At 71.8% G+C, this 26,202-nt stretch carries 24 protein-coding genes, 1 tRNA gene and 1 pseudogene; 12 read left to right on the top strand and 14 right to left on the bottom strand.

Translation table 11 applies throughout. The features are described 5' to 3' along the window. Positions 1-237 precede the first annotated feature (237 nt). Positions 238-1,755, top strand: coding sequence for a cysteine--tRNA ligase (cysS, locus tag B9G38_RS04750; protein WP_086219660.1), 1,518 nt, complete (start codon positions 238-240; stop codon positions 1,753-1,755). Positions 1,756-2,566: 811 nt separating this feature from the next. On the opposite strand, the gene pheA is transcribed toward cysS, so the two are convergent. The 5 genes from pheA to B9G38_RS04775 all read right to left on the bottom strand — a co-directional run bounded on the left by pheA (position 2,567) and on the right by B9G38_RS04775 (position 7,971). Next, the gene (pheA, locus tag B9G38_RS04755) at positions 2,567-3,373 is read right to left on the bottom strand and encodes a prephenate dehydratase (protein WP_086219661.1); all 807 of its coding nucleotides are present in this window, start codon (positions 3,371-3,373) and stop codon (positions 2,567-2,569) included. An 89-nt stretch (positions 3,374-3,462) separates the two neighbouring features. Beyond that, a complete protein-coding gene (locus tag B9G38_RS04760; protein ID WP_086219662.1) occupies positions 3,463-4,692 on the bottom strand; it encodes a DR2241 family protein in 1,230 nt (409 codons plus the stop codon). Positions 4,693-4,694: 2 nt separating this feature from the next. Further along, positions 4,695-5,564 (bottom strand): CbiX/SirB N-terminal domain-containing protein, encoded by an 870-nt coding sequence (locus tag B9G38_RS04765; RefSeq protein WP_049931428.1) that lies wholly within the window; start codon positions 5,562-5,564, stop codon positions 4,695-4,697. 166 nt (positions 5,565-5,730) lie between these two features. After that, positions 5,731-6,258, bottom strand: coding sequence for a hypothetical protein (locus B9G38_RS04770; protein WP_086219663.1), 528 nt, complete (start codon positions 6,256-6,258; stop codon positions 5,731-5,733). Positions 6,259-6,354: 96 nt separating this feature from the next. Further along, positions 6,355-7,971 (bottom strand): BCCT family transporter, encoded by a 1,617-nt coding sequence (locus B9G38_RS04775; RefSeq protein WP_049931426.1) that lies wholly within the window; start codon positions 7,969-7,971, stop codon positions 6,355-6,357. 184 nt (positions 7,972-8,155) lie between these two features. On the opposite strand from B9G38_RS04775, the gene B9G38_RS04780 reads away from it, so the two are divergent. From B9G38_RS04780 to B9G38_RS04800, 5 genes and pseudogenes are all read left to right on the top strand, one after another. After that, positions 8,156-8,491, top strand: a complete 336-nt coding sequence (locus B9G38_RS04780) for a hypothetical protein (RefSeq protein WP_086219664.1) — start codon at positions 8,156-8,158, stop codon at positions 8,489-8,491. A 66-nt stretch (positions 8,492-8,557) separates the two neighbouring features. Next, a pseudogene (locus B9G38_RS04785) lies at positions 8,558-8,695 on the top strand (copper resistance protein CopD); the annotation flags it as partial. 242 nt (positions 8,696-8,937) lie between these two features. Beyond that, positions 8,938-10,584, top strand: coding sequence for a thermosome subunit beta (gene thsB / locus B9G38_RS04790; protein ID WP_086219675.1), 1,647 nt, complete (start codon positions 8,938-8,940; stop codon positions 10,582-10,584). A gap of 207 nt (positions 10,585-10,791) precedes the next feature. Continuing rightward, complete coding sequence (locus B9G38_RS04795; RefSeq protein WP_049931424.1) at positions 10,792-11,046, top strand: glutathione S-transferase N-terminal domain-containing protein; 255 nt, start codon at positions 10,792-10,794, stop codon at positions 11,044-11,046. Between the two features lie 62 nt (positions 11,047-11,108). Continuing rightward, positions 11,109-11,477 carry a DUF192 domain-containing protein gene (locus B9G38_RS04800; RefSeq protein ID WP_086219665.1) on the top strand — a complete coding sequence of 123 codons (369 nt, stop codon included), beginning with the start codon at positions 11,109-11,111 and terminating at the stop codon, positions 11,475-11,477. A gap of 79 nt (positions 11,478-11,556) precedes the next feature. Here the strand turns inward: B9G38_RS04800 and B9G38_RS04805 are convergent, their stop codons facing one another. From B9G38_RS04805 to B9G38_RS04825, 6 genes are all read right to left on the bottom strand, one after another. After that, complete coding sequence (locus B9G38_RS04805) at positions 11,557-13,077, bottom strand: PAS domain S-box protein (RefSeq protein ID WP_086219666.1); 1,521 nt, start codon at positions 13,075-13,077, stop codon at positions 11,557-11,559. A gap of 86 nt (positions 13,078-13,163) precedes the next feature. After that, positions 13,164-15,761, bottom strand: a complete 2,598-nt coding sequence (locus tag B9G38_RS04810) for a DNA topoisomerase (RefSeq protein ID WP_086219667.1) — start codon at positions 15,759-15,761, stop codon at positions 13,164-13,166. 103 nt (positions 15,762-15,864) lie between these two features. After that, on the bottom strand, positions 15,865-16,032 hold the full coding sequence (locus tag B9G38_RS18180) for a hypothetical protein (protein ID WP_167373069.1): 168 nt from the start codon (positions 16,030-16,032) through the stop codon (positions 15,865-15,867). A gap of 561 nt (positions 16,033-16,593) precedes the next feature. Then, positions 16,594-16,675, bottom strand: a tRNA-Ser gene (locus tag B9G38_RS04815). Positions 16,676-16,702: 27 nt separating this feature from the next. Beyond that, complete coding sequence (locus B9G38_RS04820) at positions 16,703-17,008, bottom strand: hypothetical protein (RefSeq protein ID WP_086216841.1); 306 nt, start codon at positions 17,006-17,008, stop codon at positions 16,703-16,705. Beyond that, the gene (locus B9G38_RS04825) at positions 17,009-17,389 is read right to left on the bottom strand and encodes a Rid family detoxifying hydrolase (RefSeq protein WP_086219668.1); all 381 of its coding nucleotides are present in this window, start codon (positions 17,387-17,389) and stop codon (positions 17,009-17,011) included. Positions 17,390-17,512: 123 nt separating this feature from the next. Between B9G38_RS04825 and B9G38_RS04830 the strand changes: the two genes are divergently transcribed. Next, entirely contained in the window at positions 17,513-17,908 is a 396-nt protein-coding gene (locus B9G38_RS04830) for a zinc ribbon domain-containing protein (protein WP_086219669.1), read from the top strand. A 75-nt stretch (positions 17,909-17,983) separates the two neighbouring features. On the opposite strand, the gene B9G38_RS04835 is transcribed toward B9G38_RS04830, so the two are convergent. The 3 genes from B9G38_RS04835 to B9G38_RS04845 all read right to left on the bottom strand — a co-directional run bounded on the left by B9G38_RS04835 (position 17,984) and on the right by B9G38_RS04845 (position 21,072). Beyond that, entirely contained in the window at positions 17,984-18,796 is an 813-nt protein-coding gene (locus tag B9G38_RS04835) for a molybdopterin-synthase adenylyltransferase MoeB (protein WP_086216838.1), read from the bottom strand. Between the two features lie 109 nt (positions 18,797-18,905). Further along, positions 18,906-20,288: a hypothetical protein gene (locus tag B9G38_RS04840; protein WP_086219670.1), complete on the bottom strand. Its 1,383-nt coding sequence runs from the start codon at positions 20,286-20,288 to the stop codon at positions 18,906-18,908. A 193-nt stretch (positions 20,289-20,481) separates the two neighbouring features. Further along, entirely contained in the window at positions 20,482-21,072 is a 591-nt protein-coding gene (locus B9G38_RS04845; RefSeq protein WP_049931415.1) for a 50S ribosomal protein L15e, read from the bottom strand. A gap of 385 nt (positions 21,073-21,457) precedes the next feature. Here B9G38_RS04845 and B9G38_RS04850 point away from each other — a divergent pair, with 385 nt between their 5' ends. From B9G38_RS04850 to B9G38_RS04870, 5 genes are all read left to right on the top strand, one after another. Continuing rightward, on the top strand, positions 21,458-22,564 hold the full coding sequence (locus B9G38_RS04850; RefSeq protein ID WP_086219671.1) for a nicotinate-nucleotide--dimethylbenzimidazole phosphoribosyltransferase: 1,107 nt from the start codon (positions 21,458-21,460) through the stop codon (positions 22,562-22,564). Continuing rightward, positions 22,561-23,904, top strand: coding sequence for a cobyrinic acid a,c-diamide synthase (locus B9G38_RS04855; protein ID WP_086219672.1), 1,344 nt, complete (start codon positions 22,561-22,563; stop codon positions 23,902-23,904). The genes B9G38_RS04850 and B9G38_RS04855 overlap by 4 nt, the downstream gene beginning before the upstream one ends. Next, a complete protein-coding gene (locus tag B9G38_RS04860) occupies positions 23,901-25,022 on the top strand; it encodes a CobD/CbiB family cobalamin biosynthesis protein (RefSeq protein WP_086219673.1) in 1,122 nt (373 codons plus the stop codon). Before B9G38_RS04855 ends, B9G38_RS04860 begins: the two co-directional genes overlap by 4 nt. Beyond that, positions 25,013-25,816: an adenosylcobinamide-GDP ribazoletransferase gene (gene cobS / locus B9G38_RS04865; RefSeq protein ID WP_086219674.1), complete on the top strand. Its 804-nt coding sequence runs from the start codon at positions 25,013-25,015 to the stop codon at positions 25,814-25,816. Before B9G38_RS04860 ends, cobS begins: the two co-directional genes overlap by 10 nt. Continuing rightward, on the top strand, positions 25,816-26,202 hold a 387-nt coding region (locus B9G38_RS04870), incomplete at its 3' end, for an NTP transferase domain-containing protein (RefSeq protein WP_158093822.1). The genes cobS and B9G38_RS04870, both read left to right, overlap by 1 nt.

A 26,202-nucleotide genomic window follows, 5' to 3' on the forward strand; every position in this document is an offset into this window, starting at 1 on the left:
ACTCAAAGGGGCAGTCGCGAGGCCGCCGTAGGCGACGCAAGCACCGGAGCGAGGGAGCGGAGCGACCGAGTGAGGAGCACAGCGAGCGTACTGCGGCCTCGCGACTGGGGCTTTGGAGGTGTTCACCGCCAAGTCACCGAAGGCGTCCACGATCGACCCGCCGACCGCGTCGGGCGGGTGGTCGTCGTCTCGCGCGATCCGACGATTTGAAACGCTCACCTCGGCAACCGTCTCGTAATGAGTCTCGTCGTTACCGACACCCTGGAAGACGAGCGCGTCGAGTTCACGGCCGACGGCGACGTCACGCTGTACGTCTGCGGCCTGACGGTGTCGGACGACCCGCACCTCGGGCACGCCCGCCTGTGGTTCCACGCGGACGTGCTCCACCGGTGGCTCGAACACCTCGGCTACGACGTACGCCACGTCGAGAACGTCACCGACGTCAACGAGAAGATCACGGCCCGCGTCGGCGAGCGCGACGACTGGACCGAGGAACGCGACGTGGCCGAGGCGTTCACCGCCACGACGTTCGACGCGATGCGCGGACTCAACCTCAGGCGGGCGGAGGTGTACCCCCGCGTCACCGAGCACGTGCCGGAGATCGTCGACCTCGTCGAGACCCTGATCGAGGAGGGGTACGCCTACGAGTCGAACGGCTCCGTCTACTTCGACGTGACCCGCTTCGACGAGTACGGGAAGCTCTCGAATCAGGAGTTAGACGCGCTCGAAGCGCAGGGCGAGCCGGACGAGCGCTCGGAGAAGCGGAATCCCGCCGACTTCGCGCTGTGGAAGGCCGACGGCGTGAGCGAGACCGCGGCGCGCGAACACGCGAAACACGACCACGGCGCGGAGACGCCCGAGGGCGAGACGTGGGCGTCGCCGTGGAGCGAGGGGCGGCCCGGGTGGCACGTGGAGTGCTCGGCGATGTCGACGACGCACCTCGGGGACACTCTCGACATCCACATGGGCGGGCGCGACCTCGTCTTCCCGCACCACGAGAACGAGATCGCGCAGTCCGAGGCGGCGACCGGCGAGGCGTTCGCGCGCCACTGGCTCCACGTCGGCCTGCTGGAGATGGACGGCGAGAAGATGTCCTCGTCGATCGGAAACTTCTGGACCGTTCCGGACGCCCTCGACGAACTCGGCGTCAACGTCGTCCGCACGTTCTACGCCGGCGCCGCCTACCGCTCCGAGCAGGCGCTCACCGAGGAGACGATCGGGGAGGCCGAGGAGCGCTGGGAGCGGCTCTCCCGCACGTACGACCGCGCCGTCGAGGCGCTCGACTCGACCGAGGCCCGAGCGAAAGCCGAGGACGCCGACCTCCGCGGCGCGGTCGAGGCCGCCCGTGACGACTTCGCGGCCGCGATGAACGACGACCTCAATCTCCGAGAGGCGACCGCGGCGCTCCTCGATCTCACCGACGCGGTGAACCGACACGTGGACGCGGTCGACGAGGGGAACGATGACGGGAACGAGACCCGTGACGTAGACGCCGCCTACGACTACCGGGGCCTCCGCGAGGCGGTCGAAGCGTTCGAAGAGCTCGGCGGCGACGTGTTGGGCCTCCAGTTCGAGTCGCCGAGCGACGGCGACGTCGACCTCGCCGGCGAGCTGGTCGAACTCGTGTTGAACGTCCGTGAGGCCGAGCGCGAGGCGGGCAACTACGAGCGCGCGGACGAGCTCCGCGACGCGCTCGGCGAGGTCGGCGTCGAGATCGAGGACGGCCCGGACGGCGCGACGTACCGGTTCGAGTAATACGGAACCGCGCGTTTCACCGGGGGGATAGTCAGTGTGGCGATAGCGGTGGGTGGCTCGGTCGCTCGTTTATAAACAGCTGCCGACGGAACCGCGGATAACATCTCCAAAGCCCCAGTCGTGAGGGCTCGCGCGGCTCGCTGTGTCCCTCGGTCGGTCGCTACCGCCCCTCCGCTGCGGTGTCGCCGGTGGCTTCGCCGCCGGCTTCCCGCGGCGGGTAGCGCCCCGCTACTTGCGTCTCCGTGCTTCGCACTCAGGGCTGCCCCTTTGAGTCCCGCACCGCACAGTACCGCACCTCGCGCCTCCCCAGCCTCGTCGCTGGCGCCCTCCGCTTCGCTCCGGGAACCAGCGACTCCAACGAGGGACCGAAGGTCCCTCTGGCAGCCGGCGCGTGGCGCCGGCGACCTCGCACGCGCTCCTCACAGCCGCCGTAGGCGGCCGCTCGGAGGCGCGCGCCACCGTACCGCCGCGTTCATCGATAAATAGTCGCCACCGTTAGGTCTGGTCGTTTAAATAACGGACTCAGCTTTGAACGCTGAGTATCTAACACTTAATCGACCGAAAATGGCGGCTGAGACGGTGTGAGCATGGAAAAGAGAGTTCAGCCGCAGACGCTCTACTCTCCACTAGAGGTTCAAACGCCGTGAGCGCTGCCTTCATCATCCTCTGTGAATCACTCTCCAGTTCGGCCGATACCGTAGACTCCTCGTAGAACGTCTTTTCCTCCGATTTCGGGCCAAATAGTGTCAACACGACAACGTTCAAAGCTGAGTAACGGAGCAACGGGTCGCAGTCTTCCGAAGTTCAGGTCTCAGTCGAGCACGTGCTCGGTGTCGTACGATCCGAGCACCTTCACCCACCCCTTGTCCGCGATGGTCTCGACGTCGTCGACCGCCTTCGCCATGTGGTCCTCGTAGAGCCCGGCGTCCACGTCGAAGTGGAACAGGTAGTCGCCGAGGCGCTCGCCGCTCGGGCGCGACTCGATCCGCGAGAGGTTGAGGTTGCGGTCGGCGAACGCCTCCAGCAGCTCCAGCAGGAGGCCGGGGTAGTTCGCGTTCGGGTAGACGATCAGCGTGGTCTTCCCGCCGGCGTCGGCCCTCGCGGACTCGGGCGCGACGACGAGGAACCGCGTCGCGTTCGACGTCCGGTCCTGGATGTCTTCCGCGAGGATAGAGAGGTCGTTGCCGGCGTTGTCCGGGTGCCCGATCCCGGCGACGCGGGCGTCCTCGCGGGCACGCTCGACGCCGCGGGCCGTGGAAGCGACCGCTTCGAGGCCGGTGTCCGGGTAGTTCGACTCCAGCCAGTTGCGACACTGCGCGAGCGCCTGCGAGTGGCTCGCGACGACCTCGAACGAGTCGTCCTGCGCGAGGAGGGCGTGCCGGATCGGGGTGACGACCTCGCGGGTGACGGAGACGTCGTAGTCGGAGAGCGCGTCGAGGCTCTCCGTGACGGAGCCCTCGATGCTGTTCTCGATGGGGACGACGCCGCGCTCGAACTCGCCGTCCGCGACGGCGTCGACGATCGCGGTGACCGACTCCCGGAACGACACCTCGGCGGCGACGGCGCGCGCGGCGCGGTGCGAGTACGTGCCGGCGGGACCCAACGTGACGGCGTTCATTGCCCCACCGTTTCAGGGGAGCCGAGAAAAGCCTGCGGGGCGCGGCGATGTTTCCGGTGCGTCCGATCGGGGTCGGGCTACGGAGCCGGTCACTCCTCGGCCGATTCGGTCGGCACGCCGCCGAGGTTCCCCTCGTTGTCGAACAGCTTGGCGCGGAGGAAGCGCGCCCGGTACCGGTTCGCTCCCTCCTTCGTGTCCGCCTCGCGGATCTCGTCGGTCCGGCCGTCCGCGACCGCGTCGATGATGTCCTCGACCTGCTCCTTCTCGCTCGGGGTCAGGTCGAACTCGTACGTCCGCGGCTGCTCGCTCTCCAGTCGCGTCCACTTCCGCGCGGCCGACACCACGACTGAACACGGCTCGCGGCAGGGGAACGCGCCGTCGCCGCCGTCGACGTCGAGGTCCGTCTCGTCGTCGTACTGCCACTCGCGGCGCTTGAGACACTGCGAGTCGTCGCAACAGGCCTCCGCCACCCAGTTGACGTGCTCGTACCCCTCACCGCGGTCCCACGTCTTCACGACGCCGTAGATGCCCGACTGGCGCTCCATCGTCTCGCGCCAGTGAGTCACGTCGAGCTCCCCCTCGCGCTCGCGGTGCCAGTTGGCGACGGTCGCGGGGTAGATCGTCTCGACCGCCTCGTAGAGGTCGCGCGGGCCGAGGTCGGGGAACACCCAGCCGCCAGCGAGCGACGGGGCCGTCTTGAGCGGGCGGTACCGCCCCTGTTCGTCGAACGTCACCAGATCGCGGGCGTTGAGCGGGTCGTCGTACGCGTCCAGATCGTCGACCGGGACGCCGGCGTCGTCGGCGTGGCGCACGTCGTAGCGGCGCTCCCCGCGGTCGGTGACCGTCGCCGTGATCTTCAGTTCGCCCCACGCGCGTTCGATGCCCTCGGCGAGCGCGGCGTACCGGGTCGCGACGGTATCGCCGTCCGCGTCCTCGATCCAGCGGAGGAACGCGCGACGCGGCCCGAACTCGCCGACGACGCGCTCGAAGGTGTACCAGTCGGTGACGGCCGCGGCGCGCTCGGAGAGCGCCTCGTGGAGCTCGCGCTCGCTCAGCCCGACCGGGCGGTCGCCGTCGGCGAGGACGTACTCGCCGGGGGCGTCCTCGACGGGAGCGTCCTCGTCGTCTTCGTCGGCGCCGCGCGCCACGCTGAACCCCTCGAACCGGACGGGCTCCCCCGGCTCGCGGTCGGCGAGCGCGTCGAGGACCGCGTCGAACGCCTCGCTCGGGAGGTCGATCTCTGGCGCGTCGGGCTCGCCACCGGCGTCTTCGGATCCGTCGTCGGCCGCGTCAGCCTCCCCGGAGGTCGGGTCGCTCACGCTCAGTCCCCCGTGGCGACGCGGGTAGTCTCTCGCACGTCGTCGAGCGCCGTCCCGAGGTCGGCGCCGGCGTCGTCGGCGCGCTCTAAGACCACGTCGGCCATGAGTGGCTCCGTTCCCACCGCGCCCGCGTACCAGATCCGCGTGCCGTCGACCGTCTCGGGCACGTCGTATCCCTCGGTGTGGTCCTCACAGAGGCCCACGTCCTCCGGGATGTCCTCCTGCGTGTGGTAGCCGTCGGCGATGAAGAGGGGAACTAAGACGACGTCGTCGCTCTCGAAGTGCTCGGGGAGGTCGTCGACCTCCGGGTCCTCGTCCATGTACAGCGGCTTCACCTCGTCGAATCGGTCGCGCTCGGCGATCCGGTCGGCGTGGTACTCGATCGCCTTCGCCGAGTTCTCGTTGCGCTCGGTGCCGTGGCCGACGACCGCGAGGCCGAACCCGTCGCCCACGTCGGCGTCGTTCGTCACGGACTCCGCGCGGCGGACGATCACGTCGGTCATCGCGCGGTGGGTCCCCACCGGCCCGCAGTAGTGGACCTCCTTGTCGATGTCCTCGGCGACGAGCGTCGCCTGGTCCGCCGAGAGGCCGTCGGAGTCCCACTCCGAGACGTCCCAGCCGGCGAGGCGGAGCTCGCGGGGGATCACCTGCTCGGTGAAGTAGCCCTCCGAAATGAACAGCGGGACGACGTACACCTCGTCGCCCTCGACGGTGCGGAGCACCTCTCGGAAGTGCGGCTCCTCCTTCCAGAAGCCGGTGCGGACCTCGTCGAAGGCACCGGTGGCGCGGATCGTGTCGGCGTGGTCGTACGTCGGCGCGCTCGACTCGGGGTTGAGGTGCGAGCCGTGCGCGACGATGACGAGCGACTGCATACCCGTACTGGGGCCGCGCCGCTCTTAGGGACTTCGGAGGCTGCGGGAGTGCGAAAACGGTGCGACGCCGGGGTTCGGGGTCGACCCGCAAAGCGGCGTCGACCGCGCGACAGGCCGGAGCTGTCGTTGAACGCGCGTCAAGGCGGAGCCGGCCATCGACCGCGCGTCAGGTCGAGTCGGTCGTCGGCACCGCGTCGAGCGCGGCCTCGACGATCCGGACCGCGTCCGGACCGTCGCGCCGCCCGACGACGCAGACGAGCGTATTCTCCGCGACGCCGGCGGCCGGGACCTCGATGTCCCGAACGGCCAACCGGCGGAGCGACGCCCCGAGCGCCGCGGCGTCGACATCGCCGGTCGCGACGATCGCCGTTCGGTCGCCCTCCGGAGCGACGGCCGCGTCGCCGACGCGGAGGAGCGGCTCGCCGGCGTCGCCCTCGGCCGCGCCGTCGGCCGCCGAGAGCCCGACCCCGCTGCGCATCGAGACGGTCGTCCCTCGCGATTCCGTCGCGTACGCGGGCAGGTCCTCGCGGAAGCGCCGGAGAGCGGCCGCGACCGCGTCCGGCTCGCCGTCGAGGGCGGCGGCCTCGGCGAGCCACGCGGCCGCGGCGCTGTGGTTCAGGAGGCCGGCGCGGAGCGCGTCGAGGACGAACGGCCGCGCCCGGACCGCGGCGCGGGTGTCGGCTGCCAGCGACATGGACCGACTTACGCGCGCGTCGATCAAGCCGGTTTCGATCGCCGCGTCGTCAGGGCCGGTCCGGCGTCGTCCGCGGGGGCCGGCGGTCCCGCGCGGTCAGTCGTCGTCCTCGGCGGGGCTCGCCGACGCGGGCGGCACCGGGTCGGACTCCGGCCGGGGATCGTCCGCGGCGACCGGCTCGTCGGACCGCGACAGCCAGCGCAGGAACCCGCCCATGGCGACGAGACAGACGAGCGCGAACGGGGCGCCCGTGACGATCACCGACGACCGGAGCGCGGTCGCGCCGCCGACGACCACGAGCACGGAGGCGATCGCACCCTGGAGGATCCCCCAGAAGACCCGGTTCGCGCCCGACGGCTTCCGGCTGCCGCCGGTCGTGAGCATGCCGACCGCGAGCGTCGAGGAGTCGGCGGAGGTGAGGAAGAACGTCGTCACCAGCACTAAGAACAGCAGCTGCCACAGCTCGCCGCCGGGGAACGCCCCGAAGATGACGTAGCCGGAGACGCCGTCGCCGAACTCGCCGACCGCGCCGAGCACGTCGGCCGCGCCGGACTGCTGGATCCGGATCGACGTCCCCCCGACGACGGTGAACCACAGCGCCGAGACCGCGGTCATCGTCCCGAAGGCGGTGCCGACCACCGACCGGATCGTCCGGCCGCGGGAGATCCGCGCGAGGAACAGCCCGACGAACGGCGCCCACGCGATCCACCACGACCAGTAGAAGACGGTCCACGCCGCCGTCCAGCTCGCGCCGCCCTCCACGCCGCTCCCCGTGAACAGGCTCATCTCGAAGAAGGAGGTCGCGTACGTGCCGAGCGCCGCCACGCCGATGTTCAACACGTCGACCGTCGGCCCGGCGAGGAGCGCCACGCCGAGGAGCAGGGCCATGACCGCGATGTTGAACACGGACAGCCGTCGGATGCCGCGGCTCACGCCCGCGACGAGCGAGAGCGTGAAGAGGACGGTGATGCCGACGATGACGGCGACCGTCTCGGCGTCGCCGAACGCGACTCCGGTCCGGAACGTGACGCCGGTGAGCAGCTGGGTGGCGATGAAGCCGAGCCCGGTCGCGATCCCGCCGATGGTGGCGACGACAGCGAGGGTGTCGACCGTCCGGGCGACGAGGCCGTCGAGCCGGTCGGGGCCGAGGACGGGATACAGCGCGGTGGAGACGCGGAACGGAGCGTCGTGTCGGTAGGCGAAGTACGCGACCGGAATGCCGATCGCGAGGTACCCGCCCCAGGCGCTGACGCCGTAGTGGAAGACCGTGTACGCGACCGCGGGCACCGCCGCCGCGCTCGACTCCGCGGCCACCTCGCCCGCGAACAGCGGCGGGACGGTCTGGTAGTGTAACAGCGCCTCCACGGGACCGAAGAAGACGATGCCGGCCGACAGCCCGGCCGAGAAGAACATCGCCACGTACGACGCCGTCCCGTACTCGGGGTCGCCCTCGCCGAGGCGAACGCGTCCGTAGCGACTGACGAGGAGGTAGCCGGCGGCCCCGACCAGCGCGAGCACCGTGCCGAGGTAGAGCCACGCGAGCCCCTGGCCGAACGTGACGAACGCCGCGTCGATCGCGGCGGCGGCGCCTTCCGTGTCGGCCGCCGTGTACGCGAGGAACGCGAACGTTGCCAGCGCGCCGGCGGCGAAGGGCACGGGATCGACCTCGGATCTGAACGAGCGTATCGACTCGACGACGGAGCGTCCATTCATAAACGAGTGGGTATCGATCAGCAGGGCCTCAACCGGGTTAAACCTGTTTCTGAGTGCGTGTACGTCCGTTTTCGTCCGCGCACCGTGGTCGGAAATCGACGGCGGACTGTCACCGTCGTCGGCCGCGCCGATCCGGCGGCGCGCGGGCGGCAGAGATTCGTGTTGCCAGCCCGTATCCGCGGCCGTGAACCACGTCCCGAACGAGGCGCTGGCCGCGATCGACGCGTTCGGCGAGGGGCACCTCCGCGGCGACCCGCCGCCGGTCCGCGAGCGGCTGCGCTCGGACCTCCGGGTCCGGATCGAGGTCAACGACGACGGGCGAACGGCGCGGTGTCGGTTCGAGACGGAGTACACCCGGACGCCGCCGACGCTCCGCGACCGGGATTCGTTCCTCGTCACGTATGTGGACGGCGTCGACGAGCGCCTCCGCGAGTGGGGGATCGAGCCCCCGCCGGCGTACGAGTACCGCGAGACCGTCGACGACACGCACCGGTACGAGGGGACGCTGACGCTGCCGTGACGCCGCGGTCCCGAAGCGCGGAACCGCCAGCCGGAATTTATGCCGTCGTTAGCCAGACGGAACGGTGTGCTGCTCACGACCGCCTTCGTCTTCCACGTGGTCTCCGGCGCGCTGTGGACCGGTGCGACGCTGTACGTCGTCTACGCGACCCTGTCGCGGGCGACCGACGGGACGCTCAGCGTCGAGGCGTTCGTCGACGCCGCGTTGCTCGCCGGCGGGGTTCCGGGGTGACGCGGCGGCGAGAGCGAGATATATAAACGGCGTCGGATAGCCGAATTCGTCCCACCAGAGATCAATGCTAACTCTCCACACGATTCGCGAAGAAACGGTCCGGTGTCGTGCGGTTTTCGACGGCGGCTCCCGACGGCGTCCGTCCGTGTCCGTCCGGCCGTCAACAAGACATTTATATAGAATCACAATCAACCAAACGCTGTATGAGTCAGCGAATGCAGCAGGGTCAGCCGATGATCATCATGGGCGATGACGCCCAGCGCGTCCAGGACAAGGACGCACAGGAGTACAATATCTCCGCGGCGCGCGGCGTCGCCGAGTCCGTCCGGTCGACGCTCGGACCGAAGGGGATGGACAAGATGCTCGTCAACTCGATGGGCGACGTCACCATCACCAACGACGGCGTCACCATCCTCCAAGAGATGGACATCGACAACCCGACCGCCGAGATGGTCGTCGAGGTCGCCGAGACCCAGGAGGACGAGGCCGGCGACGGGACGACCAGCGCGGTCGCCATCGCGGGCGAGCTGCTGAAGAACGCCGAGGACCTGCTTGAACAGGACATCCACCCGACAGCGGTGATCAAGGGGTTCAACCTCGCGAGCGAGTACGCCCGCGAGCAGGTCGACGAGGTCGCGACCGCGGTCGACCCCGACGACACTGAGACGCTCCAGAACGTCGCCGAGACGTCCATGACCGGCAAGGGCGCCGAGCTCGACAAGGACGTGCTCGCCGACCTCGTCGTCCGCGCCGTACAGGGCGTCACGGTCGAGGCCGACGACGGCTCCCACGTGGTCGACCTGGCGAACCTGAACATCGAGACGCGCACCGGTCGCGCGGCGGGCGAGTCCCGCCTGCTCACCGGTGCGGCGATCGACAAGGACCCGGTCCACGACGACATGCCGACCGACTTCGAGTCGGCGAACGTCCTGCTCCTCAACGACCCGATCGAGGTCGAGGAGGCCGACGTGGACACCTCCGTCAACGTCGACTCGCCGGACCAGCTCCAGAAGTTCCTCGATCAGGAGGAGGAGCAGCTCCGCGAGAAGGTCGACCAGATCGTCGACTCCGGCGCCGACGTCGTCTTCTGTCAGAAGGGCATCGACGACCTCGCGCAGCACTACCTCGCCAAGGAGGGCGTGCTGGCGGTCCGCCGCACGAAGAAGTCCGACCTGACGTTCCTGAAGAACGTCCTCGGCGCGCCGATCGTCACCGACCTCGACTCCCTCACCGCGGACGACCTCGCGGTCGGCTCGGTCGAGCGCGACGGCGACGAGGAGCTGTTCTACGTCGAGGGCGAGGACGCCCACGGCGTCACGCTCCTCCTGTACGGCACGACCGACCACGTTGTCGACGAGCTCGAGCGCGGCATCCAGGACGCGCTCGACGTGGTCTCGACGACCGTCTCCGACGGGCGCACGCTGCCCGGCGGCGGCGCGGTCGAGGTCGAGATCGCGCGCCGCCTGCGCGACTACGCCGACTCCGTCGAGGGGCGCGAGCAGCTCGCGGTCGAGGCGTTCGCCGACTCCCTCGAACTGATCCCGCGCGTGCTCGCCGAGAACGCGGGCCTCGACGCGAGCGACCTGCTGGTCGACCTCCGCGCGGCCCACGAGGCGGGCGACCAGCACGCCGGGCTCGACGTGTTCGCCGGCGAGGTCGTCGACACGGCCGAGGCGGGCGTCGTCGAGACGGCCCACGCGAAGGAGCAGGCGATCGCCTCCGCGGCCGAGGCGGCGAACCTGGTCCTGAAAATCGACGACATCATTTCGGCGGGCGACCTCTCGACGGCGGGCGGCGACGACGAGGGCGGCGCCCCCGGCGGCGGCATGGGCGGCATGGGCGGCATGGGCGGCGCGATGTGAAGTCGGTCGAGAACTGACTTCCACCGTTCCCACCGTTTCGTCCGACGAACGCTCCGTTTTCCCCCGTTTCAACCGAGACCAGCCGAACGGCCGCCGAAGTCGGCTGGCGAGGGGCCGATCCCCGCCCGCTCGCCTTTTGCCCGCCCGTGCGCGCCGCGCACATCGGCGGCCGCACCTCTTTACGGATCCGCGCCCTACGGGGGGGCGATGGCAGATCTCACGCTCTACGAGCTCGAAGGCTGTCCGTACTGCGCGAAGGTGAAGACGAAGCTGTCCGACCTCGGCTTGGAGTACGACTCGATCATGGTCCCGCGCTCGCACAGCGACCGCACCGAGGTCGAGGAGGTCTCCGGACAGACCGGCGTGCCCGTCCTCGTCGACGAGGAGCACGGGATCGAGGGGATGCCCGAGAGCGACGACATCGTCGAGTACCTCGAAGAGACGTACGGCGGCGCGAGCTAACGCTCGGACGCGGGGACGCGAGCCACCGTCGAACGAGAGCCTATTTATTCGCCCGCGGCGAGGTGACCCGCGTGCGACTCGTACACCGTCCCGACGCGTCGGGCGACCGGACCGAGACCGTCCTGGCGAGCGACGTCGACGTCGCCCGCTCGACGCTCGAACAGGCCCGCGGGCTGATGTTCCGGCGGTCGGTCCCCGACGACTACGCCCTCGTCTTCCCCTTCGACGAGCCCGAGACGCAGTGGCTCCACATGCTGTTCGTGCCATTCGCGATCGACGCGGTGTGGCTCGTCGACGGCGAGGTGACGGCGGAGAAGCGGCTCGCGCCGTTCGTGGGACTGGGCCGCGGCCGCGCCGACACCGTCGTCGAGCTGCCGGCCGGCGCGGCGGAGTCGGTGACGGTGGGCGACGAGCTCCGGCTCGCGGAGTGAGGCGCGCGCCGTCTCGCGGAGTGGTGACCGCCGGAGTGACCTCGGCGTCGACGGGGCGACCGCGTCACCCCCGTCCGGCTCAGTCGTCCGGGCTGAACAGTTCGGTGTCGTCGATCGGCGGCGCATCGGCGACGCGCAGGGACAGCTCGATCCGGCTTCCGCCGGCCTTGCTCTCGGCGATGTCGAGGCTCCCGCCGCCGGCGGTGGCGATCCAGTTCACGTACCAGAGCCCGAGCCCGCTCGCGTGTTCGAGCGGCGTCTCTTCGCCGGTGAGGACGGCGCGCTCGGCCGGGGGGATCCCCGGCCCGTCGTCCGCGACGACGAGGGAGGCCCACGACTCGCTCGGGAGCTCCGCGGCCGAGACCCGGACCCGCGGCTCGTCGGCGTCGTTGTGGCGGATCGCGTTGTCGACGAGCTCGGTGATCGCCTCCGGGAGGAACGCGACCGCCGAGACGACGATGTTGTCCGGGATGTCGACATCGACGGTGGCCCCGTCGAGGACCGCCGGGTCGACCGATTCGAGGGCGGCGTCGACCGCGGGCGCGAGCGCGATCGGTCGCGCCGACGGGCGCTGGGAGAGCAGCCGCTCGACCTTACGAGAGGTCTCGCCGAGGCGCAACAGCCGCTCGGCGGTGGCGACGACCCGTTCGAGCTGCTCGGTGAGCTCGGGGTCGTCGACGGCCTCGATGGCCTGTCCGGTGAACCCCGTGACCACGTTGAGGTCGTTCCGGAAGTTGTGCCGCAGCACGCGCGTCAACACGGCGAGCCGCTCCTCCCTGAGGGACGCCTCGGTGACGTCCTCGCCGACGCCGACGGCCCCCACGACGCGGTCGCCGTCGGTCACCGGACCGACGGAGAGCCGATAGGGGACGCGTTCGCCGGAGCGGGTGAGGAGGCGCGCCTCGCGGGAGACCGCCTCGCCGTCGCGATACACCCGAGTGAGGGCCTCGCTGATCGCGTCGCGCGTCGCCTCGTCGAACAGCGACGTGAGCGCCCGTCCGGAGAGCGCGTCGGGTGCGTACCCCGTGTCGGCCGCGAGCTCGTCGTTCCACCGCGAGAGCGTTCCCTCCTCGGTACAGCGGAACAGCGCGAGCGGGACGGTGTCGGCGAGCGCGTCGACCAGTCGGCGCTCGGTGTCCCGCTCGGACTCGGCGGCGACGCGGGCGGTGGCGTCGGAGAGTCCGACGACCAGCCACTCGGACCCGGCGATCGTCGCCGTGTGGAGCGCCGCGTCGACCCGGAGCCTCGGATCGCCGAGACGGAGGTCCCACTCGAACCGCTCGGCCGCGTCGGTCGCGCCGTCGGAGCCGGGCGTCTGGGAGGCCGCCGCGGCGGCGACGTCAGCGATCGGCTCGCCGGAGACGGTGACGTCGGTCTCGCCGAGGTCCGGGAGGCCCATCAGCGTCAGCGTGCCGCGGTCGTGGCCGACGAGGTCGGCCGCCGGCGCGTTCGCGGCGCGGACGGCCAGCGTGTCCGGATCGCAGGCGAGCGTCGGGGTCGGAACCGCCTCGACGAAGGCTCGGAGGATCCCCGACGGAGCGGCGTCGCCGCTCGACGGCGATCGGTCCTCGGCCGACGAGTCCGGGTCGCGGTCACCCATCTGTCGGTAATCGAGACACTCCGCGCATATGTGTTTGTGGATTTATGAATTGCGGCGGAATCGAACCGGGCGCGGCGCGCCGGCGGTCAGTCCGCTCTGGCCTGCCAGTCGCGAACGGTGTCGGGCCCAACGCCGTCGACGTCGGCCGCCAGACTGTCGGGATCGGCGGACTTGAGCTCGTCGACGCCGTCGACGCCGGCGTCTTTCAGCTTCGCGGCGGTCTTCTCGCCGATCCCCTCGACGGCTTGGAGCTCCGACCCCTCCTGCCGGGCCGTGAACTCGCGGTAGTTACAGATCGGACAGCCCAACTCCCACGGCTCGTCGCCGGAGTGGACGCGGAGGTGCGGGAGGTCGTGTTCCTCGCAGGTCTCGTCGGTGACCTCGATCTCGCCGCGCCGGGGGAGCGGCAGCGAGTAGTCGCAGTCGGGGTAGCGCGTACAACCCACGAGCCGCGAGCCGGAGCGGAGCCGCTTGACCGCGAGCTCGCCCCCGTGTTCCGCCCCGCAGTCGGGACACGTCCCGATCACCTCGTCCTCCTGCTCGTCGGCCTCGTCCGCCTTACACTGCGGGCAGCCGTGGACGAACGTCTTCCGGCCGGCGAGCATCTTCACGTGACGGAGGTCGTGTTCGTCGCAGGTCTCGTCCAAGAGGAGCGGCTTTCCGGTCGACGGGAGCGGGAGGGTGTACTCGCAGTCGGGATAGCCGTCGCAGCCGACGAAGTACGACCCCTGCCGCGACTTGCGGACGAGGAGATCGGACCCGCACTCCGGACACGGGCCGAGGGTCTTGTCCGCCTTCAGCGAGGTCTGGAGGTGGTCGCCGACCGCCTCGCGGGAGTCGGTGAGGTCGTCGAACACGCGCGAGAGCAGCTCGCGGGACTCCGCGGTCACCTCGTCGTACTCCTTCTCGCCGGCCGCGATGGCCGCCATGTCCTGTTCGAGCTGGGCGGTCATCTCCTCGCTCACGATCCGGTCGGCGAACTCCTCCGCGGCCTCGACGACCGCCTCGGCGAGCCGCGTCGGGCGGGGCGGGTCGCTCTCGACGTAGTTGCGGTCGTACAGCTTCTCGATCGTGCGGTGCCGGGTCGCCTTCGTGCCGAGCTGCCGCTTCTCCATCTCCTCGATGAGCCGGGACTGCCCGTAGCGGCGCGGGGGTTGGGTCTCCTTCCCCTCGGTGGAACGGTCCGACAGCGATAGCGTCTCGCCGACCTCGACGTCCGGGACGATCCGCTCGTCGCTGGAGCGGTACGGATACACCTCGTGGTAGCCCGCCTCCAGCAGCCGCTTCCCGTTGGCCTTCAGCCGCAGCCCGCCGTCGGCGGCGAGGTCGGCCGGCTTCGCCGCGTCGTCGGTGTCGCGGAGCGCGGCGAGCCCGTCGGCGCCCGCGGCGATCGGCGTCGCCTCGCCGTTCGCGAGCGCGACCACGCGCAACCGCTCCCACGTCGCGGGGTCGGCGCAGGTCGCCAGGAACCGGCGGACGATCAGCTCGTACACCTCCCACTCGTCGTCCGAGAGGTCGGCGGCGGCGGGCAGCTCACCCGTGGGGTGGATCGGCGGGTGGTCCGTCGTCTCCTCGTCGCCCTCGGTCGGTTCGATCTCGCGGTCCTCGTCGAGCAGACTCGCGGCGTCCTCGCCGAATGTCGGCGAGTCGCCGAGGTCCGCGATCAGCTCCTCGGGCTCCAAGTCCTCCGGGTACACCGTGTTGTCGGTCCGCGGGTAGGTGACGTAGCCGGCCGTGTAGAGGTCCTCCGCGAGCGACATGGCGCGCTGCGCGGAGTAGCCGAGCGACCCCGCGGCGCGGATGAACGCGGTGGTGTTGAACGGCGTCGGCGGATCGTCGGTCTGTGTCCGCCGGGTGACGTCGTCGACGGTCGCCCCGTCGGCCGCGTCGAGCGCCTCGGTGAGCGTCTCCGCGACCGCCTCGTCCCAGACGCGCTCGCGCTCGTTGCCCTCGTCGTTCAGGTAGAAGTAGCGCGCCTCGAACGGGTCGCCGCTCGACTTCGCCAGCTCGCCCGTCAGCTCCCAGTACGACTCGGGGTCGAACGCCTGAATCTCCCGCTCGCGGTCGACGATCAGCTTGAGGGTCGGCCCCTGGACCCGACCGACGGAGATGAAGTCGTCTCCGAGCTGGCGCGCGGACAGCGACAGGAACCGGGTGAGCGCCGCGCCCCACGTGAGGTCGATTGTCTGTCGCGCCTCGCCCGCGGCCGCCAGCTCAAAGTCGGGGTCGTCGGGGTTCGCGAACGCCTCCTGCACCTCGTTCTCCGTGATCGAGGAGAAGCGGACGCGGTCGACGGGCACGTCCTCGTTCACCTCGCGGACGAGCTCGTACGCCTCCTTGCCGATCAGTTCGCCCTCGCGGTCGTAGTCGGTCGCGATGACGACCCGCGAGGCGTTGCGGGCGAGCCGGCGGAGCGCGGCGACGATCCCCTCCTGCGTCGGCGTCTTTGTGACGGGCGCGTCGATGAGTTCGACCGGCTCCACGTCGCGCCAGTCGTTGTACTCGGCGGGGAAGTCGACGCCGACGACGTGGCCGGAGAGCCCGATACACCGCTTGCCGCCCCACTCGTAGACGTTGACGTCGTTCATCCGCTCCGCGGTCGCGGACTCGCCGCTCAGGATGTCGGCGATACGCCGCGCCGCGTTGTCTTTCTCCGTGATGATTAGTTCGGGGCCGCGACTCATTGCGGCGAGATACGCCGCTCCCGGGTCTAAAGCTTTCGCGACGCGAAATCAGCGGCAGGCGAGGGGTCGAACGACCGGTGAGAAGGGATCGGGACGCGACCGGTCACCGGGCCGCGTCGTCGGACTCGGCGAGGAACTCCGCGTCTGTCGCCTCCCCGTACGGTTCCGGCGGTTCGTCGTCCGCGTCGAGTTCGCGCCGTGCGAGGTGGTTCTCGAGTTGGCGGCGCTTGTTCCTCCCTTTCCGCTCGCGACCCGATTTCGTGTCTGGCATCGTCACCTGTGTCAACAATACCCACACATATGAATCTTGTGTCGGTGTGCGGACGTGTCGAGGCGGGCCGAACCGGACGCTTTCGAAGCAGATTCGGCCGACAGCAGCGGTGTGATAATCAAACACCCACTATATCTGCCAGAGGCTCTCACGAGTTAGTTGCGGTGGCGCGTGCCGACGAGCGCCCGGAGGGCGCGATGTCGCACGCGCGAGGGACGCGGTGAGCGACGGGCGACCGAAGGGAGCCCGGGGTGAACCGCGAGGCTGGGGCGGTGTGAGGTGCGGTGCTGTGTGGTCGCGGCCGCCCCTGTGGAGGTAATTGTCGGCGAGCAATAGGTGTCTGCGTAGAGCCGAGCGGCTGGGGCTTTGGAGGTGATCGTCGCGGCCAGACCCGCCCGTCGCTGTCGCTCCTCGCTCGTTATTGCGACAGTGGAGCGCCACGAGAGGGATTTGAACCTCAGTCGTTCCGCTCGCTCCGCTCGCTTCACTCCCTGGTTCAAATCCCTCCGTCAGGCTTTTCGACGAACAGGTCGCTTCGCTCGCCGTGTCGTTCGTCGAAAACGCCAGGAGAGGGATTTGAACCCCCGATCCCGGATGGGAACACGCTTTCCAGGCGTGCGCCTTACCACTCGGCCATCCTGGCTCACTCCGTGCTACTCCGGTGCGACTGTTAAGTCCTTCTTTTCGCTCGCAGTCGGGCCTCGGCGAGGTAGGAGAGACCGGCCGACGCGGCCGCGACCCCGAGCGCGACGAGCGCCAGTCCGCCGATCCCGACCGGCAGCGACCCGGGGCCGACGAGCCGGTACCCCTGCGCGAGCACGAGGAAGGCGAACCCGCCGACGGCGCCCCACAGCGCCGCGGACCGCAGGCGAGCGCGCGGCGTGGCCGGGGCGCCGGGCGCGCGGCCGCCGCCGCCGGAACCGGAGGGGTCGTCCCGGTCCGTCTCGGCCCCGCGCCCGCCCTCGCCGTCAGACATCTACTCGACGACGGCGACGGCCTCGATCTCGACGCCGGCCCCCTTGGGGAGCGCGCCCGCTTGGACCGCCGAGCGGGCGGGAGGCGCCTCGTCAAAGTAGTCGGCGTACGTCTCGTTCATCTCGTCGAAGTCGTCGATGTCGGCGAGGAACACCGTCGTCTTGAGCACGTCCTCGGGCCCGGCCCCCGCCTCGTCGAGCACCGCGAGGAGGTTGTCCAGCGCCTGCTCCGTCTGGTCCGCGATCGACGCGTCGGCGAGGAGTTCGCCGTCGGGCGTCAGGGGGATCTGCCCGGCCGTGAACACGAGGTCGCCGTCAGTCGTCGCCTGGCTGTACGCGCCCACCGCCGCCGGGGCGTCGTCCGTGTGGATCGTCTTCTTCATGCGGGTGCGCCTTCGACCGGCGGCCTCAAGAGTACTCTGGAGCAGCCCGCCGACGGGCCCGTCGGAGCGCGGCCGGTGGACCCACCGTCAGACACAAGACTCCGGGATGGTAACATGACACGTATGACGGGTGATCAGCTCGTGCCCCTCGCCGCGATATTCGTCGGCGTGGCGGCGCTCAACCTCGCGGTGACGTGGCTGCTCGTCCGCCGGAACCGCGACCCCGCGGAGCTCTTCGGCTCGGTCGCGGCCCGTTCGTCGGAGCCCGACGGCGACGGGGAAGCGGCCGGTTCGGCGGTCGCACGCGACCGCGGCGCGGCCGGGGGTCCGACGGTCGAGTCAGCCGACGCCGGTGACCCGCCGCCGCTCGACGCCGACGGAGAGACGGTCGTCTGCCGGCACTGCGGCGCTGAGAACCGCGCCGGCTACCGGTACTGCCGGTGGTGCGTGCGGTCGGGATTCGTCGACGACGGCGCCGGCGTCACCGCGGGAACAGCGATGACCGACCGGTCGCTATAAGCTGTCGCGACGGGCGCCCCGACCGCGACGACGAGGAACGGGCCACGTAGACGGCGTCGATCCGGAGTGGACCGCTCAGGCCGCGTCGATCCGACAGCCAGCGGCGTAGTCGATCCCGTCAAGCGTGTCGATTCCGTCGTCGCCGCACACCGGGCAGTCCGGGTTACGCGCGTACGGGACCGTCTCGAACGAGAGGTCCATGGCGTCGTAAAACAGCATGCGACCGACGAGCGGGTCGCCGACGTCTATGATCAGTTTCACCGCCTCCGTCGCCTGGAGACACCCGACCGTCCCGGGGAGGACGCCGAGGACGCCGGTGCTGGCGCAGTCCGGTACCGTTCCCGGCTCCGGCGGCTCCGGGAACAGACAGCGGTAGCAGGGGCCGTCGGGCGAGAGCGTCGTCACCTGCCCCTCGAACTTGTAGATGGCACCGTGCGAGACGGGGACGCCCTCGATTCGGGCGGCGTCGTTCACCACGTACCGGGTTGCGAAGTTGTCCGAGCAGTCGACGACGACATCGTAGTCCGAGATCAGTTCGCGGGCGTTACCCGCGTCGAGTCGCAGGTGGTGGCGCTCGACATCCACGTCGGGGTTGAGGTCGGCGACGAAGTCGGCGGCCGAGTCGACCTTCTGGCGTCCCACGTCGCCGTCACCGTGGATGACCTGTCGCTGGAGGTTCGAGCGCTCGACGGCGTCGTCGTCGGCGATCCCGATCGCGCCGACGCCCGCCGCCGCGAGGTACTGGACGACGGGCGCGCCGAGCCCGCCCGCGCCGACGACGAGGACACGGGCGTCGAGCAGTCGCTTCTGCCCCTCCGGACCGACGCCATCCAAGATGACGTGTCTGGAGTAGCGGTCGAGTTGGGTCGCGTCGAGCGAGAGGCTCATGTCCGTGACCTGTGCGGGCGCAGATATAATCGTGTTCCCGGCGGCGACAAAGACGCGGCGCGGCCGACACTCGCTCCGTCGGCGACGGCTCTGGACCCGACGCCGACGCTTACTCCCCCGACGCGGTCACGGCGTCGGTCATCCAACAGTCGTCGACGCTGCCCAGCGAACTGTTCGTGGTCGCGCTCCCGCCGCCGACCCGGACGAGGCGGAACTCGTAGCGCCCGGTCACGGTGCCGTCCTCGCGCGTGACGACTTCGACCGCGGCGGTCCCGTCGGCGGTCTCCGGCACCGAGTACTCCGCGGTATCGTACGTGAGCATCGGGCCGTACCGGGCGGTCTCGAACAGCTCGACGTACTCGCCGACGGGTCCGACGACCTGCCTGTTCTCCGGCGACGCGAACGCCCGGAGGGTCCGGATGCCGTCGTTCGTCGCGTTGTCGTTGTACCGGAGCGCGTTCATCTGGATCTGGACGACCTGAAGCGCGGACCGCTCGCAGGTCGGGGACAACGCCGTGTTCCGCGCGGCCTCACCGGTCGGGTCGCCGTCGGCGGCCGACACGGTGTTCCCGCCGTCCGAGTCCGTGCCGCTCGCGTCGCCGCCGTCGTCCGTCGACCCTCCCACGTCGGACGGCGAGTCGATCGCCCCGTCGTCGCCGGCGATCCCGCCCGGCCCGCCGATCCCGGCGGCGCCGGCGGCGAACCCGGCCCCGGCCGCCGCGACGAGGAGCGCGACGACCGCGATCGCGGCGACGACGGTCCGGCGGGACGGTCGATCGCTCGCGGCGTCGGCGGTCGAACCGTCGCCCGGCTCACCGCTCTGGGGTGGATCGGGGTCGGAGTCGCTCGGCCGGTCGTCAGCTCGCGACGCGCCGGGCGAGTCGGCGACGTTCCGATCGGTGCGATCGGCGTCGCTGCGGCCTACCGGTCCCGACGCGCCGGCGGCCGTCGCCCCGCCGGCGGGATCACTCGCGTCGCCATCGCCCGAGGCGTCGTCGCCGCTCGCGCTGTCGACGGTCCGGACATCGTCGGTCGCCTCGTCGTCGGTGGCTAGCGATCCGTCGCCGGAATCGGTCGCAGCGCCGGGCTCGGGAGCGACCGCGTCGTACGATGCGGACCGAACGGGGACACCGAGAATCCGGTCCGCGATCTCGTCCGCCGCCGCCGGCGGGACGGCGTACAGGAGCCGCCGTCGGAGGTCCGCCGGAGAGACGACCGTCGAGTCGTCGAGCGTCCCGTCGTCAAGCAGTGAGTCGCTCGCGACGACGACGGCGTCGGCCGGGCCGTCGGGGACGCGGCCGTCGGCGGCCGAGGCGACGAGCAGTTCGGTCCGCTGGTCCCCGTTTCGCACGGTCACTCGGGGCGGATCGGCGTCGGCCGCGTCGGCGGTCGCCGCGTACGCGTCGGCGACGAGCGTCGCGAGCGCGTCCGTGTCGAGCGACCTGAGCGCGGTCGCGAACGCGTCGGGCGGAATCGGGGTGGTCCCGGTCACGTGGCGATCGCCATGGCTACAGTTGGTATGTGACGCGGTATCTTTGCTTTTGCGCCGCCGGCGTCCGGGGCGCGACGGCGGAGAGCGTCGAGAGCGTTAGACGACGAGTTCGTCGGGGGACGGGAGCGACGAGCGGCGCGTCCGCTCGGCGACGCGGTCGGTGAAAAACGAGAACCGAACGTCGACGGCGGCGTTACTTGCCCTGCCGGTCGTTCGAGGTGACGCTCGGGCGCGTCTTCTCGGTGCCCTTGCCGCGCTTGCGCTGGCCGCGGCCCTTGGTGCCGGCGGAGGTGAGCCCGCGGTACGCGCGACCCTTGTGGTCGTCCGAGCAGATCCAGTTCAGGTCGTCGTCGTTCTCGATTGCGGGGTGGGCGGGGTCCACGAGGATGACCTCGTGCCACTTCTGCGAGCCGTCCTCGCCGACCCAGTAGGAGTTGAGCACGCGGAGGTTGCGGTACTTCCGCGAGGCGCGCTCCTCGGCGATGCGCTGGATCGACTTGCGCCGCGAGACGCGGTTGACGCCCTGGCGCTTCGAGCGGCGGCCGGCCTTGAAGCGCTGCTTGCGCGAACCGCCCTTGCGGACGCTCACGCGGGCGACGATGACGCCCTGCTTGGCCTTGTAGCCCAGCTCGCGGGCCTTGTCCAGCCGGGTGGGGCGCTCGATGCGCTCGATGGCGCCCTGGTCGCGCCACTCCTGTTTGCGCTGCCACTGCAGCTCAGCTAGTTTCCCCTCCTTGGGGGACCGCCACGCCTCCTTGATGTGCGAGTAGAAGCTTCGTGCCATTGTTGTCCGCGGACGGTTGCGATTCAGCCGCGAGGGGCCACATGTCGTCTCGTCCCGGGGCGCGCGGCGGTCGGTCCGACCGCGGCCCCGGCGGCGAGTGCCCGCTGTGTCCGCACCAGCGAGTTGACGGAAATATCCGCGGTTCACTCTTAACCGCTTCGCTCCGCGGGTCGCGTGGGTTGCGGTCGCACGGGTTCGGCGAGACGTTCGGTCCGAACTGACGGGCGAGATATTCGGTCGGGACGCACAGTCGACGGGCGCGGTCGGAACGCTCGAACCGGCCGCCGCTCGTCGATCGATTAAAGTTCAATTGTATCGATGAACCGCTAGTGGTACACATCGACGCCGCGCCGGCGGCACGCGGGCGCGACGGAGGGAGGTACCGGTGGGAGGTATGAGACTCCTCGTCGTCGCGGGAACGACCGCGACCGCCGCCATCGACGGAATCAGCGCTGCGGGCGCCGACCCGGAGCTACGCGTTCACACGCCGAGCGCCGACCTCGAAATCGTCGAGGCGGGGCGCCCCGCGCCCGACTCGCCCGTGCCGATGAGTCCGACAGGCTGCGCGACGCCCGCGGTCGTCACCCGCGCGGTCCGCGAGCTGCTCGGCCCGGAGACCCTTCCCGTCGAGTTCGTCGACGCCGGACTCGGCGCGCCGACCGCGGCGAGCGTCCGCGAGGTCGGCGCGTCTCCGGGCGGCGACGTCCGCGACCCCGAGCCGGTCCCGGAGGCGGCAACCGTCTTCGAGCGCGCGCGCTCGCTGGCGCCCGACCTCGCCGTGTCCGGTGAGGGAGCCGGCCCCGAACGCGACGGCGACGGACCCGCCGAGCTGCTCGTCGCCGAGACGATTCCCGGCGGGACGACCACCGCGCTCGGAGTCCTGACCGCGCTCGGCGAGCGCGCCGCCGTCTCCTCGTCGCTACCGGCGAATCCGATCGAGCGCAAGCGGCGCGTCGTCGCCGAGGGGCTGGACGCGAGCGGCCTCGACCCGGGCGGCGCGGCGGACGACCCGATCGAGGCGGTCCGGCTAGCCGGCGACCCCGTCCTCGCCGCCGTTTCGGGGCTGATCGTCGGCGCGGCCGACGCCGGGATCGACGTGACCCTCGCGGGCGGCACACAGCTCGCGGCCGCGGCGGCGCTCGCCCGGCACGCGGGCGTCGAGCGACCGCTCCCGTTGGCGACCACGTCGCTCGTCGCGGACGACCCCACCGCGGACCTCCCGGCGCTCGCCGGCGACCTCGACCTGACGCTCGCGGCGGCCGATCCCGGGTTCGGCGAGAGCGACCACCCGGCGGTGGCGGCGTACGCCCGCGGCGAGGCGAAGGAGGGCGTCGGCATGGGCGGGGCGCTCGCGCTCGCGGAGCGCGCCGGGGTCGGCGACGACGCCGTCCGCGAGCGGGTCGCCGCCCTGGCCGACCGCCTGCTCGCGGATCGGACGGAGTCCGACGGGGGAGACGGGACTACCCCCGCGAACGGAGGCGACCGACGGTGAGGGGACTCGTCCTCGCCGGCACGGCGTCGGGCGTCGGCAAGACGGTGGCGACACTCGCGACGATCCGCGCGTTCGAGAACGCCGGCCGGACCGTCCGGCCCGCGAAAGCGGGGCCGGACTTCATCGACCCGAGCCACCACGCCCGGGTCGCCGGGCGGCCGTCGCGCACCCTCGACCCGTGGCTTCAGGGGAACGACGGCCTCCGACGGAACTACGCCCGCGGCGACGGTGACGTCTGCGTCGTCGAGGGAATGATGGGGCTGTACGACGGCAGCGCCGCGAGCACGGCCGAGGTGGCCGCCGCGCTCGACCTCCCGGTCGTCCTCGTCGTCGACGCGAGCGCCGGGATGGAGAGCGTCGCGGCGACCGCGCTCGGCTTCGCGACGTACGCCGACCGGACCGACCACGACCTCGACGTGGCGGGCGTCGTCGCACAGCGCGCGCACGGCGGCCGTCACGAGTCGGGGATCCGCGAGGCGCTCCCAAACTCGCTCGCCTACTGCGGCCGGATCCCACCCCGCGAGGATCTGGAGATCCCCGACCGCCACCTCGGACTACGGATGGGCGAGGAGGCACCGCTCGACTCGGCGGCGCTCGACGCCGCCGCCGAGACGCTCCGGACCGACCGGCTGCTCGATGTCGCGGGCGAACCGACGCTCCCCGCGACCGGCCCGGAGGCGAGACCGGCGGGCGGCGACAGCCGAGCGAACCCCGGAGACGGCGACGACCGCCCGCGGGTCGCGGTCGCGGACGACGCCGCCTTCCGGTTTGTCTACCCGGCCACCCGCGAGCGGCTCGCCGAGCGCGCGACCGTAGTCCCCTTCGCGCCCGCGGCCGGCGACGATCTCCCGCCCTGCGACGGCGTCTACCTCCCCGGCGGCTACCCGGAGCTCCACGCCGCGGCGCTCGCCGACGGGCCCGCGCTTGCGTCGGTCGCGGACGCCGCGGCCGAGGGGACGCCCGTCCTCGGCGAGTGCGGCGGGCTGATGGCCCTCGCGGAGACGCTGACGACGGCCGACGGCGACAGCCACGAGATGGCGGGCGTCCTCCCCGCGAGCGTCGAGCGCCGGGAGCGGTATCAGGCGCTCGACCACGTCGAACTCCGCGCCCGCCGCGGCGCGCTCACGGCGGCCGCCGGGGATCGGCTCCGCGGCCACGAGTTCCACTACTCCGCGGCCGAGGTCGCCCCCGACGCCCGGTTCGCGTTCGACGTGGAGCGCGGGACCGGCATCGACGGCGACCGGGAGGGGCTGACCGAACACCGCACGCTCGGGACGTACTGTCACGTCCACCCCGAGAGCGGGGCGTTCGACGCGTTCCTCGACGAGGTGACGGGATGACGGGAGCCGCCGCGCCCGCCGGGGCCACCGAGCCGGCCGTCGCCGCGCAGGTCGCTGAACCCGCCGCCGCGCTGATTGCTCCGGCTGCCACGCTCCTCGCGCCGGTCGCGCTCGCCCTCGCGCTGGATCTCGCGGCCGCGGAGCCGCCGCACCGCGTCCACCCGGTCGCGCTGTTCGGGACCCTCGTCGGCCGGTTCGACCGGGAGTGGGGCCGCCCTCGGCTCGTCGGCGTCGCGGTCGCGGCCGGCCTCCCTCTCGCCGCGGCCGCACTCTGCGGCGGGGTCGTCTGGCTGGCCGCCGCGCACGGCCCGCGACCCGGCGGCGTCCCGGTCGCCGCCGTCGCCGCTGCGGCGGGCGTCTGCTTCTCGGTCGCGAGCCTCCGCATGCTGCTCGACGTGACCGGCGAGGTCGTCGCCGAGACCGAGACCGATCCCGACGCCGCCCGGGAGTCGGTCCGGGCGCTCGTCGGGCGCGACCCGGCCGACCTCTCTCCGGCCGCGCTCCGTAGCGCTGCGGTCGAGAGCGCCGCGGAGAACCTCGCGGACGGGTTCGTCGCACCGCTCGTCTGGTTCGCCGCCGGCGCGACCGGCGCCGTCGCGGTCGCGGCGGTCGGTGGGAGTCCCGGGGCCGGCACGACCGGCGTGACGGCCACGGTCGCCGGGAGCGCCGCGACCGTCGAGAGCGCGCTGGCGGCGGGGGTCGCGGCCGCGGCCTGGGTGAAGGCGGTGAACACGCTCGACTCGATGCTCGGCTACCGGTCGAAGCCGGTCGGCTGGGCCAGCGCCCGGCTCGACGACGCCGCGATGTTCCTGCCGGCGCGGGTCGCGGCGTGCTGTCTCGCCGTCGCGGCCCGGTCGCCCGGGAGCCTGCGGCGCGCCCGGTCGCTGGCCCGCGAGCCGGCGTCGCCGAACTCGGGCTGGCCGATGGCGACGGCCGCCGCCGCGCTCGGCGTCCGCCTAGAGAAGCCGGGGGCGTACGTCCTCGACGGCGGTCCGGAGGCGCCGTCGCCCGCGGCCGCCCGCGACGCCGTGCGGCTCGTCGGCGTCGCCGGCGGGGTCACCGTCGCGGCCGCGGCGGCGTGGGTCCTCGCGCTCGCGGGGGTGGTCGCGTGGTCCTGACCAGACCGGTCGCGGCGCTCCGCGGCGCGCTCGGGTTCCTCTCCCGGATCCCCGTCGGCCGCACCGACCGCGACTGGGAGGCGTTCCGGCGGACGCCAGCGGCGATGCCGGCGGTCGGGTACGCGATCGGGGCGCTCGTCTCGCTCCCGGTCGTCGCGGCCGCGCTGGTGCCGGTTCGGGTGCCGCCGCTCACGGTCGGCGTCGCGTTCGCCGCGTGGCTCTCCCTCGTCACCGGGATCACCCACCTCGACGGCGTCGCGGACCTCGGCGACGCGGCGGTCGTCCACGGCGACGCCGAGCGGCGGCGGGCGGTCCTGAAAGACTCCGCGCTCGGCGTGGGCGGGACGGTCGCGCTCGCGCTCGTCGTCGCCGGGCTCGTCGCCGCGGGGGCGGCGGTCACGGGCGTCGCGGCCCGCTCGCTCGCCGACGCGGTCGCCCTCGTCGTCCTCGCGGAGGTGGGCGCGAAGGCCGCGACGGCGGCGCTCGTCTGCGTCGGCGACGCCCCGCACGAAGGGCTCGGGTCGGCGCTGACGGCGGCCTCCGGCCCGCGGGCGCTCGCCGGCGTCGCACTCGTGACGACGCCCGCGGCGCTGGGCGCGCGGGCGGGCCTCAGCTCCGGGGGCGCCGGCGTCGTCGCGGCCGCGATCACCGCCGCGGTCGTCGTCGCCGCGCTCGCGTTCGCGTGGGCGCGCTCGCGGCTCGGCGGGGTCAGCGGCGACGTGCTCGGCGCGACGAACGAGCTCGCCCGCGTCGTCGGGCTACACGCGGGGGTGATCGCGTGGACGCTCTCGTGATGTGCGGCGGCCGCGGCACGCGACTCGACCGCGAGGGCGAGAAGCCGCTCGCGCCGGTGGCCGGGCGGTCGATGGTCGACCGGACGCTCGACGCCCTCGCCGCGAGCCGGGTCGAAACCGCGTACGCGGCCGTCTCGCCACACACGCCGCGGACCCGCGAGCGACTGGGCGAGCGGGCGAGCGGGGGCGGACGGGTCGCCGACGGCGCCGAACGAGGGGCGGGATCGGTCGAAGTGACCGTCGTCGACACGCCGGGCGACGGGTACGTCGCGGATCTTCCGGCCGCGCCGGCCGAGGGGCCGGACCCGCCGGGCCTCACGGTCGCGGGCGACCCCCCCCCGCTTGACGGGCCGGCAGTCGACGCCGTCCCGCACCCCCACCCCGCG

It is taken from the genome of Halorubrum sp. SD612 (assembly GCF_002135005.1).